17 protein-coding genes are annotated in these 17,499 nt (G+C 64.2%); 2 read left to right on the plus strand and 15 right to left on the minus strand.

Going from position 1 to position 17,499, the window contains the following annotated elements:
• Positions 1-3: 3 nt before the first annotated feature.
• The 3 genes from ACH196_RS32065 to ACH196_RS32075 are packed head-to-tail and all read right to left on the minus strand — an operon-like array spanning position 4 to position 2,067.
• Positions 4-828, minus strand: coding sequence for an ABC transporter permease (locus ACH196_RS32065; protein WP_396650909.1), 825 nt, complete (start codon positions 826-828; stop codon positions 4-6).
• Positions 825-1,817: an ABC transporter substrate-binding protein gene (locus ACH196_RS32070; RefSeq protein ID WP_396650910.1), complete on the minus strand. Its 993-nt coding sequence runs from the start codon at positions 1,815-1,817 to the stop codon at positions 825-827. Before ACH196_RS32070 ends, ACH196_RS32065 begins: the two co-directional genes overlap by 4 nt.
• Positions 1,818-1,857: 40 nt before the next feature.
• Positions 1,858-2,067: a hypothetical protein gene (locus tag ACH196_RS32075; RefSeq protein ID WP_396650911.1), complete on the minus strand. Its 210-nt coding sequence runs from the start codon at positions 2,065-2,067 to the stop codon at positions 1,858-1,860.
• Between the two features lie 290 nt (positions 2,068-2,357).
• Here ACH196_RS32075 and ACH196_RS32080 point away from each other — a divergent pair, with 290 nt between their 5' ends.
• On the plus strand, positions 2,358-2,735 hold the full coding sequence (locus ACH196_RS32080) for a c-type cytochrome (RefSeq protein WP_396650912.1): 378 nt from the start codon (positions 2,358-2,360) through the stop codon (positions 2,733-2,735).
• A 16-nt stretch (positions 2,736-2,751) separates the two neighbouring features.
• Here ACH196_RS32080 and gph read toward each other — a convergent pair whose 3' ends face one another.
• The 9 genes from gph to ACH196_RS32125 all read right to left on the minus strand — a co-directional run bounded on the left by gph (position 2,752) and on the right by ACH196_RS32125 (position 12,880).
• Complete coding sequence (gph, locus tag ACH196_RS32085; protein ID WP_396650913.1) at positions 2,752-3,453, minus strand: phosphoglycolate phosphatase; 702 nt, start codon at positions 3,451-3,453, stop codon at positions 2,752-2,754.
• A 132-nt stretch (positions 3,454-3,585) separates the two neighbouring features.
• Positions 3,586-4,266: a ribulose-phosphate 3-epimerase gene (gene rpe, locus ACH196_RS32090; protein ID WP_396650914.1), complete on the minus strand. Its 681-nt coding sequence runs from the start codon at positions 4,264-4,266 to the stop codon at positions 3,586-3,588.
• Positions 4,263-5,204 carry a CbbX protein gene (gene cbbX / locus ACH196_RS32095; RefSeq protein WP_396650915.1) on the minus strand — a complete coding sequence of 314 codons (942 nt, stop codon included), beginning with the start codon at positions 5,202-5,204 and terminating at the stop codon, positions 4,263-4,265. Before cbbX ends, rpe begins: the two co-directional genes overlap by 4 nt.
• A gap of 147 nt (positions 5,205-5,351) precedes the next feature.
• The gene (locus ACH196_RS32100) at positions 5,352-5,774 is read right to left on the minus strand and encodes a ribulose bisphosphate carboxylase small subunit (RefSeq protein ID WP_396650916.1); all 423 of its coding nucleotides are present in this window, start codon (positions 5,772-5,774) and stop codon (positions 5,352-5,354) included.
• Positions 5,775-5,998: 224 nt separating this feature from the next.
• Positions 5,999-7,459: a form I ribulose bisphosphate carboxylase large subunit gene (locus tag ACH196_RS32105; protein ID WP_396650917.1), complete on the minus strand. Its 1,461-nt coding sequence runs from the start codon at positions 7,457-7,459 to the stop codon at positions 5,999-6,001.
• A gap of 35 nt (positions 7,460-7,494) precedes the next feature.
• Positions 7,495-8,574, minus strand: a complete 1,080-nt coding sequence (gene fba, locus ACH196_RS32110; RefSeq protein ID WP_396650918.1) for a class II fructose-bisphosphate aldolase — start codon at positions 8,572-8,574, stop codon at positions 7,495-7,497.
• Positions 8,575-8,726: 152 nt separating this feature from the next.
• Positions 8,727-10,730 (minus strand): transketolase, encoded by a 2,004-nt coding sequence (tkt, locus tag ACH196_RS32115; RefSeq protein WP_396650919.1) that lies wholly within the window; start codon positions 10,728-10,730, stop codon positions 8,727-8,729.
• Positions 10,731-10,946: 216 nt separating this feature from the next.
• Complete coding sequence (locus ACH196_RS32120) at positions 10,947-11,819, minus strand: phosphoribulokinase (protein ID WP_396650920.1); 873 nt, start codon at positions 11,817-11,819, stop codon at positions 10,947-10,949.
• An 11-nt stretch (positions 11,820-11,830) separates the two neighbouring features.
• Positions 11,831-12,880: a class 1 fructose-bisphosphatase gene (locus tag ACH196_RS32125; RefSeq protein ID WP_396650921.1), complete on the minus strand. Its 1,050-nt coding sequence runs from the start codon at positions 12,878-12,880 to the stop codon at positions 11,831-11,833.
• Between the two features lie 120 nt (positions 12,881-13,000).
• On the opposite strand from ACH196_RS32125, the gene ACH196_RS32130 reads away from it, so the two are divergent.
• Positions 13,001-13,939 (plus strand): LysR family transcriptional regulator, encoded by a 939-nt coding sequence (locus ACH196_RS32130; protein WP_396650922.1) that lies wholly within the window; start codon positions 13,001-13,003, stop codon positions 13,937-13,939.
• Between the two features lie 90 nt (positions 13,940-14,029).
• On the opposite strand, the gene ACH196_RS32135 is transcribed toward ACH196_RS32130, so the two are convergent.
• The 3 genes from ACH196_RS32135 to ACH196_RS32145 all read right to left on the minus strand — a co-directional run bounded on the left by ACH196_RS32135 (position 14,030) and on the right by ACH196_RS32145 (position 17,322).
• A complete protein-coding gene (locus tag ACH196_RS32135) occupies positions 14,030-15,400 on the minus strand; it encodes a TIGR02594 family protein (RefSeq protein WP_396650925.1) in 1,371 nt (456 codons plus the stop codon).
• 438 nt (positions 15,401-15,838) lie between these two features.
• Positions 15,839-16,471, minus strand: a complete 633-nt coding sequence (locus tag ACH196_RS32140) for a hypothetical protein (protein ID WP_396650923.1) — start codon at positions 16,469-16,471, stop codon at positions 15,839-15,841.
• Positions 16,471-17,322, minus strand: coding sequence for an ABC transporter permease (locus ACH196_RS32145; RefSeq protein WP_396650924.1), 852 nt, complete (start codon positions 17,320-17,322; stop codon positions 16,471-16,473). Before ACH196_RS32145 ends, ACH196_RS32140 begins: the two co-directional genes overlap by 1 nt.
• Positions 17,323-17,499 lie beyond the last annotated feature (177 nt).

The raw sequence follows: 17,499 nt of genomic DNA on the forward strand, positions 1-17,499 counted from the left end.
TTGCTAAGCCGGCCGCCGGCGCCAGCGGGTCGCGTGCCGCTCGAAAGGCTGCACCAGCAGCAGTTCGATCAAGAGCATCACCGCCACGAAGGCCAGCGTGTAGGCGAGGATGGCGGCGACGTTGAAGAGCTGGAAATAGAGGTAGATCTGAAAACCGACGCCGTTGGAGCGGCCGAGCAGTTCGACCACCAGCACGATCTTCCAGATCAGCGCGATGCCGGAGCGTGAGGCGGCGGCGATGTATGGCTGCAGTTGCGGCAGCAGGATGTGGCGGATGCGCTCCAGCGGGCCGAAGCGGTAGACCGCCGCCATTTCCGCATAACGCGGATCGAGCGCCCGCGTGCCCTCGCGCAAGGTGACGACGACGTTGGGGATCTTGTTGACAGCCACCGCGCCGACGGCCGCCACCTCGTTCAGCCCGAACCAGATATAGGCGAGCACGATGACGACCAGCGCCGGCACGTTGAGGAACAGGATGACCCAGGGGTTGAAGAACCGGTCGGCGCGGCGGTAGCTGCCGAGCAGGATGCCGATGACGGTGCCGACCACCATGGCGAGCACAAAGGCCGCCGCGACGCGCAGCAGCGTCATGCCGAGATGGAAAGGCAACTCGCCGCTCACCGTGTCGTGGATGAACACCTGCCAGACGGCGGAAGGAGGAGGAAAGGCGCGGTTCGGCCAGATCGTTGCGGCAAGCGCCCACAGCAGCCCGAGTCCGAGCAGCGAGACGGCGACCGTCAGCGCAAGCGTGAGCGCCGCTGCCGCACCGGCGGGGACCGATGGTTTGCCGGCAGAGCCGCCGGGTGCGCCGGCCTGCTCGGCCGTCATTTCACAAGGTCCGCCCAGTAGGTGCCGGGCGCCATTTCGGCCGCCTTGCCGACCAGCTTCTCGCCGCCGATCTCGGCCAGCACGTGATAGAGTTTCGCGGCGTCCGCCATCTCGTCCGCGACCGGTCGGGTCGGAATGCCCTCGCGATAGCGGTCGCGCAGTTTTTCCAGTTCCTTGCCCTCGGCCCGCACCAGCGGCGCCAGCCGCAGCCATTCCTCGTCGGACTTCGCCAGCAGCGCCTTGGCGTCAGCCGAGGCTTTGACGAAACCGCGCGCCGCCTCCAGATTTCCACCTGCCCATTTCTCATGGAAGACGTAGCCCAGCGCCGACACCGGCCCGGAGGCGCCGAGCGCCAGCGCCGCGTCGTTGGCGCCCACCAGCCGTCGGAAACCGTTGGCCTCCAGCCGGGCGCAGAAATGCCAGAAATTCAGCACGGCATCGAGTTCGCCGGCCATTGCCTTTTCCGCCAGCAGCGGCGGTGCGCCATAGGCGACTTCGCAGGCGGACGGAAGGTCGATGCCGTGGTCTCGGCTGGCCAGCGCCTGGATCAGCAGCCAGCTCTTGTCGAGCGGCCCACCGGCGACACCGAGTTTTTTTCCCGCGAGGTCGGGCAGCGCCTGGATCGGCGAATCCTGTTTCACCATGATCGCACCAACCGCCGTGGAGTATGGCGCGAGCGTCAGGTCGTTGCCCTCCGAGCGCAGCCGCGACACCCACAGCCAGTCCGACACGATCATGTCGATGTCACCGGCCAGCATGGCGACATTGGTGGCGTCCTCGCCGGCGAAGGGCACCACTTCGATATCGATGCCGTTCTCAGCGTCGAACTGGTGGTGTTTCAGCGTGTCGAGTTCCCAACTGACCGTGCCGAATTTCAGCACGCCGATGCGGATTCTTGGAGCGGCGGACGCGGCGCCGCGAACCCGGCCGGCGAGTGCGGCTGCGCCGACTGCGGCGATCAGGAGCGTGTGGCGCCGGGAGATATTCATCGGCGCCCCCCACGAGGTTCAAGGTGGACTCGCCCGCGCATCAGATCGCTTGGCCTTTTTCAGGAATGGCGCATTTCCAGCGCACGACCTTCAGTTTCGGATGTTCCTCCGACCATTTGGCGATCTCGGGCGGCGCCAGCATCGTGCATTGCAGCAGTCCGCCGCGCCGCTCGAAATACAAATGCTCGTCGTGACAGGTTGCCGGGTTGGTCACCAGACAGACCGTCAGGATGAGATCGACCATATCCATGAAAGCACCTCCCGCCACGCGAAACCGGATGTCCCGCCGAAACGCGGCGTCCCAAATTCGGGGCCGTGGACCGGCTAGACATCGCTTCCCGCAGGTGCCGAGCGGGAAATTTTCGAAAAGCTACGCGTTCGGCCGTGGAGCGTCAATAAAGACGAAAGCAGGCCGTAATAGACTTCGCGCGTCCACGAAGCGCCGCAGCGTTGGACCATTGTACGGTTGACATATGACAGGTCGCATCTAGCTTCGGCGCAGGTCACTCAGGGCACTTTGAGGATCGAAGAGGAATCGCCATGCGCTATACCGCAGTTTTGACCGCCATGGGCCTTGTGGCTCTGGCGACCGGCCATTCGTCGGCGCAGGATGCCGCGGCCGGCGAAAAGGTCTTTGCCAAATGCAAGGCCTGCCACGTCGCCGATTCCGACCAGAACAGGGTCGGTCCGGGCCTGAAAGGCCTGATCGGACGAAAAGCCGGCACCCATGAAGGATTCAAGTATTCGCCGGCGATGACGGCAGAGGGAGAGGGCGGCGTTGTCTGGGACGACGCGACGCTCACCACCTATCTCAAGAATCCCAAAGCCATGGTGAAGGGCACCAAGATGGCGTTCCCCGGCCTCAAGGACGATGCCGACATCGCCAATGTGATCGCTTATCTGAAGCAGTTCCCCTGATCGAAGCCGGCTTGCTTCACACGGGCGCAGGAAGCCGCGAAAGCGCTGCGGGAAGATCGAACAGGCTGCCGCAGACGAGGTCGGCGCCGAGTTGCTCGACCGGCGTTTCCGTGTAGCCACCGCGGATCAGTGCGACAGGCATGCCGGCGGCGCGGGCCGCGCGCACGTCGGAAATGCTGTCGCCGACCATCAGCGCGTCCTGCGGGCCGACGCCCAGCCGCTCCAGCGCCAGCAGAAGCGCGTCCGGCGCCGGCTTCTTGGCGGTGACGGCATCGCCGCCGACCAGCGCGCCGAGCCGCTCGAACAGGCCGAAATGCAGCAGGATGGTGCGGGCCGCCACCTGCGGCTTGTTGGTGGCCACCGCCATCGGGATCCGGGCGCCGTGGAAATGCACGATTGCTTCGCGTGCGCCGGGCAGGAGCCGCGTCAGCTGGGTGAGATGGCGCAGATAGATCGGGGCCATGTCGCGCTCCGCCTGATCCAGCGCAGCGCCGAGCAGCGGTGCTCCGGAGGCGGCGAAGGCGCGCTCCACCAGTTTTCGCACGCCGCCGCCGATCATGGCCGTGACCTGCACCACCAACAGCGGCGGCAGATGCGAGGCGGCCAGCAACTCGTTGACGGCAGCGGCTATGTCGGGCGCGGAATCAACCAGCGTGCCATCGAGGTCGAACAGGATCGCCTTTGGCATCCGTATCGGCTTCGGCGTGCTGGCGTCCATGGTTTCTCCTTGCGGTCATTCATTGACTGGCGTCCAGACCGGCCACGAAACTATGTTTTCTCGCGCGGCGAGCGCCCTCGCTCCGACCCTTCGGCCCGAAGTGGGGGCTGCTCCCATAATTTCAACTAAGATTCACGCCGCCTTGCTCAAAACTCCGTCTGCCGCGCTGCGGATTGCCTCGATGTTGGCGCGGTAGGCGGCCTCGGTGCCGCCCTTGAACACCGCCGAGCCGGCGACCAGCACATCGGCGCCGGCTTTCGCCACCAGCGGCGCGGTGTCCGGCGCGATGCCGCCGTCGACCTCGATGTGGATCGGCCGTCGTCCGATCAGCGCCTTTACCCTCGCGATCTTCTCCAGCATTTCCGGGATGAACGCCTGACCGCCGAAACCCGGGTTGACGGTCATCACCAGGATCAGGTCGAGCTGGTCGAGCACGTTCTCGATGGCCGCCACCGGCGTCGCCGGATTGAGCGAGACGCCCGCCTTCTTGCCGAGGTGCTTTACCGTCTGCAGCGAGCGGTGGAGATGCGGGCCGGCCTCGGCATGCACGGTGATGACGTCGGCGCCGGCCTCGGCGAAGGCGGCGATATAAGGATCGGCCGGCGAGATCATCAGGTGGCAGTCGAACACCTTGTCGGTGCGGTTGCGGATCGCTTTCACCACCGGAGGACCGAAGGTGATGTTGGGCACGAAATGGCCGTCCATGACGTCGAGATGCACCCAGTCGGCGCCGGCCCTGACGACCGTCTCGACCTCGTCGCCGAGCCGCGAGAAATCGGCGGACAGGATTGAGGGGGCGATGATCGTCTTCATTGGTCACCTTTCCCAAGGCCGGACGCCTTGTTGCCGGGCATGGAAAACACCCTGCTTGCTTTTATGTCTTCCGCCGAGATTGTCGACAGCGCCTCGGCATTAAGCGGCCCAGTCGAGGTCTCGAACAGGCGATTCGCCTGCCTCAGCCGCGCCCGGTCGAGCGCGTTGCGGATCGAGCGGGCGTTGGCGAAATGCGGCTGCGTGCGGCGTTTTTCGATATAGGCGGTCATCGCTTCGGCGGCGGGCTTGTCGAGGTGGTAGTTCTGATGGCCGAGCATGCTTTCGGCGATGCGGAACAGTTCATCGTCCGTATAATCGGGAAAATCGATGTGATGCGCAATCCGTGACCGAAATCCCGGATTGCTCTCGAAGAACCGGTCCATACGCTGCGCGTAGCCGGCGAGGATGACCACCAAGTCGTCGCGCTGGTTCTCCATCACCTGCAGCAGGATTTCGATCGCCTCCTGGCCGTAGTCGCGTTCGTTCTCCGGCCGGTAGAGGTAATAGGCCTCGTCGATGAACAGCACGCCGCCCATCGCCTTCTTCAGGATTTCCTTGGTCTTCGGCGCGGTGTGGCCGATGTACTGGCCGACGAGATCGTCGCGCGTGACTGATACGAGGTGGCCCTTTCGGATATAGCCCAGCCGGTGCAGCAGGTTGGCCATGCGCAGCGCCACGGTGGTCTTGCCGGTGCCGGGATTGCCGGTGAAACTCATATGCAGCGTCGGCGTCTCGTGGGCGAGGCCCATGCGCTTGCGCGCGCGCTCGACCAGCAGCAGGGCGGCCGTCTCGCGGATGCGCTTCTTGACCGGCGCAAGGCCGATCAGGTCGCGGTCGAGCTCGGCCAGAACGCCCTTGACGCCGGAGGATTCGAACTCCTCGCGCAGATCGATGGCGGTGGGGACGGCTTCCGGGTCGGCTTCGGCAAGGGCGGACATGGCAACTCCTTCACCCTCCCCCTTGTGGGGAGGGTCGGCGAAGAGATTGAGCGAAGCGAAAACTCTGAGACGGGGTCTCGATAGAACGCGCTACCCCCACCCCGACCGCTGCGCGGTCGACCCTCCCCACAAGGGGGAGGGTGGGCGCTAGCTCGCGTACCTGTTTCCCGCGGGACGATCGGCCGCATAAGGCGTCGTCGTGTAGCGCACCACGCGGCCGGCGGTCTCCTGCCGCGCCAGTCGGAAGCCCGGTTCTTCCCCGGGGCGGTTGACGATGAAGGAAAGCTTCACCGATTCCCAGCCATGGCTGGAATCGAAGGCGACGACGCGGATGTAGCGGTCGCCATAGACTTTTCTGCATTCCCGCAGTTCCATGATGAGCGCCGCCGCGTCGGGATTGTCGAACATCGGATGGCCCCACATGTCCCAATAGGTGTTGCGGGGATGCGGGTCGTCGGTGAATTCGAGGCTGACCGCCCATTGATTGTCGATGCAGTACTGCACCTGCGAGCGGATCTGGTCGTCGGTCAGGTCGGGCAGGAACGAGAATGCTCCCTGGGTGATGCGCATGGGTCGTTCTCCATTGTTCAAAGATTTGGTGCCGCCCTCATCCGCCTGCCGGCGTCCTGTGGACGGGGAGGCGGCCGCCGGCCGCGGCGCTGACGGCCGCCTCGCCCTGCTTGCGGGGGAAGGGCGAGCGTGAGGCGCCGGCCGTCGGGATGTCTCTCCGACACCATCAGAAAGACGGTGACGCAAAGGGTAACCGCGACGGCGAGCAGCACGATCATCATGACTTATTCCGCCGCGGTCGCCACCGGCACGAAGTCCGGCGAGTCGGTGGAGGCGTAGTTGAAGGTCACGTCCTTCCAGATATCCAGCGCCTGCTTCAGAGGTAGGCAGTGGCGGGCGGCTTCGGCAAGAATCTCCGGCCCTTCGCGCAGATAGTCGCGCCCGGAATTGCGCGCGAAGATCATCGCCTCCAGCGCGACGCGGTTGGCGGTGGCGCCGGCCTGGATGCCCATCGGGTGGCCGATGGTGCCGCCGCCGAACTGCAGCACGGTATCCTCGCCGAGCAGGTCGATCAACTGGTGCATCTGGCCGGCATGGATGCCGCCCGAGGCCACCGGCATCAGCTTGTTGAGCGAAGCCCAATGCTGGTCGAAGAACACGCCGTTCTCCAGCTTCATCGGGTTAAAGTCCTCGCGGCAGATGTCGTAGTAGCCCTTGGTCGTCGCCGGGTCGCCCTCCAGCTTGCCGACCACCGTGCCGGCATGGATGTGGTCGACGCCGGCGAGCCGCATCCATTTGGCAATGACACGGAAGGAGACGCCGTGGCTCTTCTGCCTCGTATAGGTCGAGTGGCCGGCGCGGTGCAGGTGCAGGATCATGTCGTTGCGGCGCGCCCATTTCGCCATCGACTGGATCGCGGTGTAGCCGATGACCAGGTCGATCATGACGATGTTGGAGCCGAGTTCCTTGCCGAACTCGGCGCGCTCGTACATGTCCTCCATGGTGGCGGCGGTGACGTTGAGATAGGTGCCCTTGATCTCGCCGGTCTCGGCCTGCGCCTTGTTGACGGCCTCCATGCAGTAGAGAAAACGCTCGCGCCAATGCATGAAGGGCTGCGAGTTAATGTTCTCATCGTCCTTGGTGAAGTCGAGCCCGCCCTTAAGCGCCTCGTAGACCACGCGGCCGTAGTTACGGCCCGATAGGCCGAGTTTCGGCTTGACGGTGGCGCCGAGCAGCGGGCGGCCGAACTTGTCGAGCCGTTCGCGCTCGACCACGATGCCGGTCGCCGGCCCCTGGAACGTCTTCACATAGGCGACGGGCAGGCGCATGTCCTCGAGCCGAAGCGCCTTCAACGGCTTGAAGCCGAAGACGTTGCCGATGATCGATGCCGTCAAATTGGCGATCGAGCCAGGCTCGAACAGGTCGAGGTCATAGGCGATGTAGGCGAAGAACTGTCCCGGCGCGTTGGGCACCGGGTCGACCCGGTAGGCTTTCGCGCGGTATTTTTCGGTCGCCGTCAGGCGGTCGGTCCACACCACGGTCCAGGTGGCGGTCGAGCTTTCGCCCGCGACGGCCGCCGCCGCCTCGATCTCGTCCACGCCGTCCTGCGGCGTGATGCGGAAGAGTGCGATGACGTCGGTGTCCTTCGGCTCGTAGTCGGGCTCCCAATAGCCCATCTTCTTGTATTCCATGACGCCGGATCTGTAGCGGGCGGCGCCGGTGACGGTTTGCGACTTGCTGGCCATTGGACTGGGTCCTTTCTTTCTTGTTGGACCGCTTGTCAGGCGGCTTTGGCGGTGGCGATCAGCGGGTCGAGCTTTCCGGCGGCATAGCGTTTCGCCATCTCGTCGAGCGGGACCACCTTGATCTTCGAAGCATTGCCGGCCGTGCCGAAGCGCTCGAACCGGTCGCGGCAGAGGTCGCGCATGGCGTCCATCGCCGGTTTCAAAAATTTGCGCGGGTCGAATTCCCCAGGAGTCTCCGACGCGATCTTGCGGAACTGGCCGGTCATGGCCATGCGGCAGTCGGTGTCGATGTTGACCTTGCGCACGCCGTGGCGGATGCCGCGCACGATCTCGTCCACCGGCACGCCATAGGTCTGGGGCATCTCGCCGCCATAGCGGTTGATGACGTCCTGCAACTCCTGCGGCACCGAGGATGAGCCGTGCATGACCAGATGCGTGTTCGGCAGTTTTTCGTGGATCTCCTCGATGACGCGCATGGCGAGAATGTCGCCGTCCGGCTTGCGCGTGAACTTGTAGGCGCCGTGCGAGGTGCCGCAGGCGATCGCCAGCGCGTCGACCTTTGTGCGCAGCACGAAATCGACGGCCTGGTCGGGGTCGGTGAGCAACTGGTCGTGCGACAGCGCACCTTCCGCGCCGTGGCCGTCCTCGGCCTCGCCGTGACCGCTCTCCAGCGAGCCCAGCACGCCGAGTTCGCCCTCGACCGAGGCGCCGACCCAGTGCGCCATGCGCGCCACGCGCTCGGTGACGGCGACATTGTAGTCGTAGCTGGCCGGCGTCTTGGCGTCGGCCTCGAGCGAGCCGTCCATCATCACCGAGGTGAAGCCGTGGCGGATGGCGGACATGCAGGTGGCTTCATTGTTGCCGTGGTCCTGGTGAATGCAGAGCGGGATCGACGGATAGATATCGACCAACGCGTCCATCATTTTCGACAGCATGATGTCGTTAGCGTAGGAGCGGGCGCCGCGCGACGCCTGGATGATCACCGGCGCGTCGCAGGCCTTCGCCGCCTCCATGATGGCAAGACCCTGTTCCATGTTGTTGATGTTGAAGGCCGGCACGCCGTAGCCATGTTCGGCGGCGTGGTCGAGCAACTGGCGCAGCGTGATTTTTGCCATGGCGGTTCAGTCCCTTCCGTTCGTGTTCTGTGTTGTGTGATCGCCCGGCTTGCCGGCATCCTTGCGCTCGCCGTCCGGCTTGGCGACGGGCTCGGGCTGTTTCGGGGAGGGGCGTCCAATTCCAGTTTCACCGCCATACATGGCCAGTCTCCTCAGATGAGTTTCAGCGCGGTCGCCGCGACCGCTTCGGGCGTGATGCCGAAATGTTTGTAGAGGTCTGGAGCCGGCGCGCTGGCGCCGAAACCGGTCATGCCGACGAAGGCGCCGGTGCCGCCGATCCAGCGGTCCCAGCCCATGCGCGCGGCCGCTTCCACCGCGACGCGCGGTGCGTCCCCGAGCACGGCGCGGCGGTAATCGGCGTCCTGCTCCTCGAACAGTTCCCAGCACGGCATCGAGACGACCGCGGCAGCAAGGCCATGATCGGCGTGGAGGATTTCAGCCGCCGTGACCGCGATCTCGACCTCCGAGCCGGTGGCGATCAGCGTCAGGTCGCGCCGGCCGGCGGGCTCGCGCAGCAGATAGGCGCCGCGCGCTGCGCGGTTTTCGGCCGTGTGCGCCAGCCGCAGCATGGGAAGATTCTGGCGCGACAGCACCAGCACGCTCGGCCGGTTCTCCGATTGCAGCGCCAGTTCCCAGCACTCGGCCGTCTCGACGATGTCGCAGGGGCGGAAGACGTCGATGTTCGGCGTCGCCCGCAGCATCGCCAGATGCTCGACCGGCTGGTGCGTCGGGCCGTCCTCGCCGAGGCCGATGGAGTCGTGCGTCATGACATAGATGACGCGCTGGCCCATCAGCGCCGAAAGCCGCATCGCGCCGCGCGCATAGTCGGTGAAGCACAGGAATGTCCCTCCGTAGGGAATGAAGCCGCCATGCAGCGCGATGCCGTTCATCGCAGCCGCCATGCCGTGCTCGCGGATGCCGTAGTGGACGTAGCGGCCGGCAAAATCGTTGGGCGCGATACGGCCGAGGCCCTTGGTCAGCGTCAGGTTCGAATGGGTGAGGTCGGCCGAGCCGCCGACGGTCAGCTCCGTTGCCGCGTTGATGACGCCCAGCGCCATTTCAGATGCCTTTCGCGTCGCGACTTTTGTCGCCTTCTCGACATGCTCTTTGCGGAAGGCAGTCAACGCTTCGACCAGGCTGTCGGGCAGTTTTGCGGGGATGGCCTCCTCGAAGGCTTTTGCCTGCGGCGAGGCCGACAGCCGAAGTTCCCAGGCGCGCCGCACCGCGCGGCCGCGCGTGGCAACCTCGCGCCAGGCGGCGACGATCTCGTCCGGCACCTCGAACGGCGCATGCGGCCAGCCGATGTTTTCGCGGGTGGCGGCGATTTCCGCATCGCCCAGGGGCGCGCCGTGAGTCTTCTCTGAGCCGCCGAGGTTCGGCGCGCCTTTGCCAATTACCGTCTTGCAAGCGATCAGCGACGGCTTTTCCGAACGCCGCGCCTGTTCGATCGCCTCGGCCACCGCTTCCGCGTCGTGGCCGTCGACCGAAAAAACCGCCCAGCCGGCCGCCCGGAAGCGGGCCGGCTGGTCCATCGACGTGGAGAGGGAGGTCGGGCCGTCGATGGAAATCGAATTGTCGTCCCAGAACACGATCAGCCTGTTGAGGCCTAGATGCCCGGCGAGGTCGATCGCCTCGTGCGAAATGCCCTCCTGCAGGCAGCCGTCGCCGGCGATCACGTAGGTGAAATGATCGACGAGGTCGGCTCCGTGGCGGGCGGCCAGCATGCGCTCCGCCAGCGCCATGCCGACGGCGGTCGAAATGCCCTGGCCGAGCGGCCCGGTGGTGGTCTCGATGCCCAGCGCATGGCCGAATTCCGGATGGCCGGCGGTGCGGCTGCCGAGCTGGCGGAAGCTTTTCAACTGCTCGATCGGCATGTCCTCGTAGCCGACCAGATGGTGCAGCGCGTATTGCAGCATCGAGCCGTGGCCGGCCGACAACACGAAGCGGTCGCGGTCGGGCCAGTCCGGCCGGGATGGATCGATGGCAATGAAACGGTTGAACAGCACCGTCGCCACATCGGCCATGCCCATCGGCATGCCGGGATGGCCGGAATTCGCCTTCTGCACGGCGTCCATGGCGAGTGCGCGGATGGCGTTGGCCATGTCGCGCTCGGAGACGGCGGGTGCCTGCGTCTGCTTGATCGCGGCCTGGCTCATGAGTTCCTCCCGAAGTGGCGGTCGTGAGTGAAGGCACCCCCACCCCTAACCCCTCCCCACAAGGGGGAGGGGGACTTTGCGGCAACGCTTATTGGCACCAGTCCCTGAAGGTTGCGGCTCGGAAGGCGGCGACCTGGTCCCCCTCCCCCTTGTGGGGAGGGGTTAGGGGTGGGGGTGAAAACCCTCGGCAAAAACAACAGCATCATCACCTCCTCCTCACGAAACCCGCCGCTTGCGCTCGATGAGCTGCAGGATCAGCGGCGTCAGGATGAGCTGCATGGCAAGATCCAGCTTGTTGCCCGGCACGACGATGGAATTCGGCCGCGACATGAACGAGTCGTGGATCATCGACAGCAGGTAGGGAAAATCGATGCCGCGCGGATTGGCGAAGCGGATGACCAGCATCGATTCGTCCGGCGTCGGTATCCAGCGGGCGATGAACGGGTTCGACGTGTCGACGATCGGCACGCGCTGGAAATTGATGTTGGTCAGGGCGAATTGAGGAACGATGTAGCGGACATAGTCGGGCATGCGGCGCAGGATCACGTCCACCACCGCCTCCGTCGAATAGCCGCGCGTCGCCCGGTCGCGATGGATCTTCTGGATCCATTCGAGATTGATGACCGGCACGACGCCAATCTTGAGGTCGGCGTGCTTGGCCAGGTCGATCTCGCCGGTGACGGCGCAGCCATGCAGCCCCTCGTAGAACAGCAGGTCACTGGCCGGAAATTCACGCCAGTCGGTGAAAGTGCCCGGGGGCGTGCCGTAGAGCTTGGCCTCCTCGTCGTCGTGGATGTAGGTGCGGGTCTTGCCGCTGCCGCGCCGACCATATTCCTCGAACACGCTTTCGAGGATGGCCAGTTCGTTGGCCTCGGCGTTGAAATGTGTGAAGTTGGGATTGCCCTTCTTCTCCTCCTCCGCGACCTTTTCCTTCATGCCGTTACGGTCGTAGCGGTGGAAGGCGTCGCCCTCGATGAACGCCGCCTCGATCTTCTCGCGGCGGAAAATCTGCTCGAAGATGCGCTTGACCGAGGTCGTGCCAGCACCGGACGAACCGGTGATCGAGATGATGGGGTGTTTTGCCGACATGGGACCGGTCCTCAGGCGCGGAACAGGCCGCGATTGCCGAACAGCGGCGCGCGTTCGCCGATGCTCGACGGCTCGGTGTGGTAACGGCCGATGCGCTGCACCTCGCGCGCCGACCCGAACACCAGCGGAATGCGCTGGTGCAGGCTATCCGGCTCGATATCGAGGATGCGGCCCACCGTGTCGGAGGCGGCGCCGCCGGCCTGCTCGATGAGCAGGGCGATGGGGTTCGCCTCGTAGACCAGCCGCAGCCGGCCATTGCCGTAACCCTTGCGCCGGTCGCCGGGGTAGAGATAGACGCCGCCGCGCATCAGGATGCGATAGCAGTCGGCCACCAGCGAGGCGATCCAGCGCATGTTGAAATCCTTGTCGCGCGGGCCGTCGCTGCCCTTCATGCAGTCGTCGACATAGAGCCGCACGGCCTCGTCCCAGTGCCGGTAGTTGGCAGCGTTGATGGCGAATTCCTGGGTGCGCTCCGGGATCGCCCGGCTCTCATAGGCCTGCACGAAGGTGCCGAGCCGCGGCGACGGCACGAAGATGTGGGTGCCGCTGCCCAGCGTCAGCACCAGCGCGAATTGCGGGCCGTAGATGAAGAAGCCGGCCGCTAGCTGCTTCGATCCCGCCTGGAAAAAGGAGGCGGCCGGATTTTGGTCCGGCGCGCCAGTCGCAGGGAGGAGCGAGAAAATCGTTCCGATCGAGACGTTGACGTCGATGTTGGAGGAGCCGTCTAAAGGGTCGATAGCGATGGCAAGCGGGGCGGCCGCGTCGAGCAGCACCGGCTGGTCCAGTTCCTCCGAGGCATAGAGAGCCACGGGTGCATGGCGCATGGCGTTCAGAAAAATGTCGTCGGCGAAGACGTCCAGATCCTTCTGCTCGTCGCCGCCGGCATTGGCGCTGCCGCGGGCGCCGGCGAAGGCGTGGCCGAGCACGCCCTGGTTGATTGTGCCGCGCACGGTGGTGGCGGCCTGCACCAGTTGCCGCACCGTCTCGGCTACAGCCGCACGGATCGGGCTTTCGGTTCCCGCATAGGAATTGAGAAACGCGTCGAGCGTTGCCGCAGTCATCTAATTGTCCTCCCGGACCGCCGACCTCCTCTTGGCCGGCATGCGGATGACAACAGGCGGTATGGGATAAGTAAACTTTAATAACTTTACTTTCGGACTAAATATCCCTTAGCATGCGCCATGCGAAGCCTCACCCTCAAGCATCTGCGCGCCGTCCAGGCGATCGTTTCCAGCGGTAAAATCGTCAATGCCGCCAATGCTTTGGGCCTCTCGCCCCCGGCGGTGACGATCCAGTTGCGGCAACTGGAGGAGGAAATCGGGCTGGCGCTGTTCGACCGCACGACGGACGGCATGCGTCCCACTGCCGCAGGACTGGCTTTCGTTGAGACCGCGCGCGTGATCGACGAGCGGCTGCGCATGCTCGAGGATCAGGTCGACGCCATAAAAGGCCTGCGCGCCGGCAGCCTGCGGCTGGGCGTGGTGTCTACGGCAAAATATTTCGCCCCGCGGCTGATGGCGGCCTTTATGAAGGAATATCCCGACATCGACATGCGGCTGCTGATCGGCAACCGCGCCGAGACCATCGCCAACCTGAAGAACCACGACGTCGATGTCGTGCTGATGGGCCGCCCGACCAAGGATGTGCCGGTGCGCGCCTCGGCCTTCGGCGACCATCCGCTGGTGATCGTCGCGCCGCCCGACCATCCGCTGGCGACAGTGCGCGACATTTCCAAGGAACGCATCGCGGAAGAACATTTCCTGATCCGCGAGCCGGGCTCCGGCACGCGCATCTCGCTGGAGATCTTTTTCAGCGAGATTCCCGGCCGCATCGACGATCTGGGCGTCGAGATGGGGTCGAACGAGACCATCAAGCAGGCGGTCATGGCCGGGCTGGGCATCGCCTTCATCTCCGCCCACACCATCGCGGCGGAGGTGGAGTGGGGCCGGCTGGTGGTGCTCGACGTCGCCGGCATGCCGATCCGCCGGCAATGGTTTGGCGTGATGCGCGCCGACCGGGCGGTCTCGCCGGCCATGCAGACGTTCCACGATTTTTTGATGCGCAAGGGCGCAATGTACCTGCCGCTGCTGGGGAAGCTTTATCCGGACGGCCTGAGGTAATAGCCGGCCAAACCTTCAAGGCAACATCCCGAGACGTCAAAGGCGTCTCGGGATGGTCACGTTGCCGTCTGAAGCCGGAGGCTTGCGAGTTCAAGGCCGCCGGATCGACAGGATCTCGTAGAACTGGCCACCCATCATCCCTCGCTTGGGATAGCTGGATATCCGTACCCGATTGCTTTGATTGCCGCCGAGAATGGACACATGGCTAGTCGTCTCCGACAGCCAGAATGCGACGTGACCTCCGGCGACCGGGCCGCTGGCCGAGCCGTTACGGCGACGAAAGACAACGATGTCGCCATCTCTCGGATTGTTGGTCACCTCGGCGCCCCAGTCCATTTCGTGCCACGACATGGCCCATTTGCTGTTGGTGCCGGTCATGCCCGCCTGCTCGACGCAATAGTTCATGAAGGACGAGCACCACGCCACCTCGTCTCCTGCGGCGCCGGTGCTGGTCGTGGCATGGTACATAACGATCCTGGGATTGCTTCCAGACCCCGGAACCTCCCTGACGTCACGCGCAAGTTCTTCGCGCGCCACGTCGATCGGGCGTCGGTTGCCGCTGGTGCCAGGATCGTCCGAGAAGCCTCCCGACGTGATCTTGAGAAAATCGCCGTGCATGAAACCGTCGGCCGCACCGTCGCTTTCCAGGTCGACGCGCACCCAGCTTCCGTTCCGGCTCAGTGCGGTCACCAGCGTTCCGAAAGGCAGGGTCCTGACCTCGTCGAACTCGGTGCCGGGACCGCGGCGGACCTTAAGGCCCGACCTGGCGATGACGGTCATGATGGTCGTCGCCGGCACCGGGCGCTCCCCTGCGAGCGCTGCACCCAAGGTGAACTGGCCGAAATCGTTGAAACGCGGATTGAGCACGTTGCCGTCGTAGGTGAATGCTCCGCCCGGCCAGGTTTTATGCAGTTCTTTCTGAAACAGCGCCCAGGCATCGGTTTCGAGCATGTCGCGGGTACCCGACCAGCCGGTCGCGCCGGCGAGCCAGATCAGGTCGACGAAGCCGGCGCGGACCATGGCCCCTCCGACAGTACCAGAACCGTAGCAGCCCACCCGGTATGCACCGTTGATGGTCTCTCTGACCGCCTGGAAGTAAGGCTTGATCCGTGCGATCTCCGAATTCCGGAAGTAGTCGTGATCGACGGCGAAATAAATCGCCGAGCCATGCGGCTGCCCCAGTTGCTGGGCCAATTCCAGGGCTCGCCTTGCGTCCGCCAGACCGTTTTCGCGGTCCAGGTCCTCGATATGGCCCTCCGCTCCGCCGCGCTGCTGAAAGACGACGGCCAGGGACATCCCGGCTTCCGTTACGGCCTCCGCCTCCGCAGGTTCAATGCGTTTGGTCGGAAGGCGCGTACTGTTGCGATGATTGTAGTATCGGAAGATAGTCCTGACGCCAGATCGGCGAATATCACGGACATGATCACTTACATTGGATGGGACGTCGATTATGCTCTGCATAATTTGCCTCTCTCGCTCCAATTTTAATGAAAACTTGCAAAGATTAAATCAATATATAAAGGATGTCAATGGATATTATATGAAACTGGTCGTCTTGCCGCAATAATCTACAAGATCATCTGTCCGCGGATGGGAAAACAGAAGGTAGAAGGAGCGTAAGTATAGAGGATTATTTTCCATTGCCGCCCGCGCCATCTCTCTAAGGCACATCAAGTGGTTGTCCGGGAGGTATGGTTCATTCGCGACATTCTTGATGTCGTGGTAATGGAATCGCTGCGCCCTCTCGAACTTGCGCGAAAAAAGGCGAAGCGATTTTTGCGCGCCTCTTCAAAGTTTTGCCGGTGACGGCAAAAAAAAATGATCAACAAGGCCTCGGCCACGAACAGGTTGGCGCAAGGAGATAGAAGTGAACTGTTCCCGAGGCGAATCCTGAAGGACCTACTTTCCCTTCATCTCTTCCGCCACCACCTTGGCCAACGCATAGAGCCGCTGCTCGATCAGCGTCGGTACTTCGCAGACATAGGTCAGCGACTGCACGCGTTCCTCGAAGATGCGGGTTTCGAAGACCAGCCGGTCGGTCTGCCGCGCGATCTCGCCGGGGTCGGCATCCGCCTTGGCACGCATGGCGTCGACCTCCGAGCCTTCCTTGCGCAGCCGTTCCGCCAATTGGATCTGGTTACGCGCGTAGCGGCCGATGCCGGACATCACCTGCGCGCGCTCGCCATTCATGTGGTCGAACAAGCCCTGAAACAGCTTTGCGAGTTGCTCCTGTGCCTTGTGCTTCGGCAGCGCGGCGGCGAAATCGCGGACCTCCTGCTCCGCCTCACCGATCGGTACGCGCCGCGCCGCCAGTTCGCGCACCAGCGTCTCGATATCGTCATCCTTCGACCACTCGGCAGCGGAGGCCGGCAATTCGGGTCCGTTCCAGATCTGGCCGAGCGACAGTTCCGGCACTTTTCGCTGGATGCAGGGCCAGTCGGGGTCCTGGTTCTGGGCCGCCAGGGCCTGCGTCGTGAAGCAACCGGCCAGCAAGGCGGCGGAGATTGCGCGGAACATCATAACCATCCTCATCAGCCGTTTCCTCCCGTATCCTGTTTGCGGATGACTAGTCCGCGCGACGGGTCGTAGGCGATGATTGCCGCGCCGAGGAAAACCACCGTGAAGCCGATCACCACCGCCAGCGAGGTCCATTCGATCTGGCCGTAGAAAGCGAAGCGGATCAATTCGACCGCGTAGGTGAAGGGATTGAGCTGGCAGATCTTGTGGAGCAGGGGGCTCGATTCCTGCACGCGCCACAGCGGGTAGAGCGCCGGCGAGGCGAAATACATCGGAAAAATCACGAAGTTCATGACGCCGGCAAAGTTTTCGAGCTGCTTGATGACGGACGACAGCAGTAACCCGAGCGCGCCGAGCATTAGCCCGCCCAGGAACAGCGCCGGCAGCACCATTAGGTAGCCGATCGGAGGCGCCTTGACGTCCCAGAACCAGGCGATGGCGAGGAAGACGTAGACCTGCGCCAGCGACACGACGACGCCGGCGAGCAGTTTCGACACCAGCAGGAACCAACGCGGGAAGGGGCTGACCAGCAGCGTGCGCATGTTGCCCATCTCGCGGTCGTAGACCATCGACAGCGACGACTGCATGCCGGAAAACAAAAGGATCATGCCGCACAGGCCCGGCGTGATGTAGACCTCATAGAGCACGTAGGTCTTGTAGGGCGGGATGATCGACACGCCGAGCACCTGGCGGAAGCCTGCGGCGAAGATGAACAGCCACAGCAGCGGCCGCACCAGCGAGGAGATGAAACGTTCGCGCTGGTTGAGGAAGCGCAGCCCCTCGCGGATCAGCACGCCCTTCAGGCAGACGAGGTAGTTGTAGAGGCCGAAGGCTGGGGCCGGCAGGGGTGTGGCCGACAGGCTCATCGGGCAGCCTCTTGGCACTGTTTGCTTGGATAAGTGATCCTCCCCTCCTCGCCTGCGGCGATACGCGGAGGCAGCACCCCCTCACCGGCCCTTCGGGCCACCTCTCCCCCTGCCCGGGGGAGAGGATAGCCGGCCGCCAGGTTGGCGCCAATCGTCGAAGCTGCGATCCTCTCCCCC

This window comes from Mesorhizobium sp. IMUNJ 23232 (assembly GCF_044326205.1).
Classification (GTDB): Bacteria; Pseudomonadota; Alphaproteobacteria; order Rhizobiales; family Rhizobiaceae; genus Kumtagia.

Coding starts and splice junctions, on each gene's coding strand:
- ACH196_RS32105 (WP_396650917.1), bottom strand. CDS start 7,459: ATGGCCAGCAAGTCGCAAACCGTCACCGGCGCCGCCCGCTACAGATCC.
- cbbX (WP_396650915.1), bottom strand. CDS start 5,204: ATGTCCGCCCTTGCCGAAGCCGACCCGGAAGCCGTCCCCACCGCCATC.
- ACH196_RS32125 (WP_396650921.1), bottom strand. CDS start 12,880: ATGACTGCGGCAACGCTCGACGCGTTTCTCAATTCCTATGCGGGAACC.
- rpe (WP_396650914.1), bottom strand. CDS start 4,266: ATGAAGACGATCATCGCCCCCTCAATCCTGTCCGCCGATTTCTCGCGG.
- ACH196_RS32120 (WP_396650920.1), bottom strand. CDS start 11,819: ATGTCGGCAAAACACCCCATCATCTCGATCACCGGTTCGTCCGGTGCT.
- ACH196_RS32065 (WP_396650909.1), bottom strand. CDS start 828: ATGACGGCCGAGCAGGCCGGCGCACCCGGCGGCTCTGCCGGCAAACCA.
- gph (WP_396650913.1), bottom strand. CDS start 3,453: ATGGACGCCAGCACGCCGAAGCCGATACGGATGCCAAAGGCGATCCTG.
- ACH196_RS32070 (WP_396650910.1), bottom strand. CDS start 1,817: ATGAATATCTCCCGGCGCCACACGCTCCTGATCGCCGCAGTCGGCGCA.
- fba (WP_396650918.1), bottom strand. CDS start 8,574: ATGGCAAAAATCACGCTGCGCCAGTTGCTCGACCACGCCGCCGAACAT.
- tkt (WP_396650919.1), bottom strand. CDS start 10,730: ATGAGCCAGGCCGCGATCAAGCAGACGCAGGCACCCGCCGTCTCCGAG.
- ACH196_RS32100 (WP_396650916.1), bottom strand. CDS start 5,774: ATGCGCATCACCCAGGGAGCATTCTCGTTCCTGCCCGACCTGACCGAC.
- ACH196_RS32145 (WP_396650924.1), bottom strand. CDS start 17,322: ATGAGCCTGTCGGCCACACCCCTGCCGGCCCCAGCCTTCGGCCTCTAC.
- ACH196_RS32135 (WP_396650925.1), bottom strand. CDS start 15,400: ATGCAGAGCATAATCGACGTCCCATCCAATGTAAGTGATCATGTCCGT.
- ACH196_RS32080 (WP_396650912.1), top strand. CDS start 2,358: ATGCGCTATACCGCAGTTTTGACCGCCATGGGCCTTGTGGCTCTGGCG.
- ACH196_RS32075 (WP_396650911.1), bottom strand. CDS start 2,067: ATGGATATGGTCGATCTCATCCTGACGGTCTGTCTGGTGACCAACCCG.
- ACH196_RS32140 (WP_396650923.1), bottom strand. CDS start 16,471: ATGAGGATGGTTATGATGTTCCGCGCAATCTCCGCCGCCTTGCTGGCC.
- ACH196_RS32130 (WP_396650922.1), top strand. CDS start 13,001: ATGCGAAGCCTCACCCTCAAGCATCTGCGCGCCGTCCAGGCGATCGTT.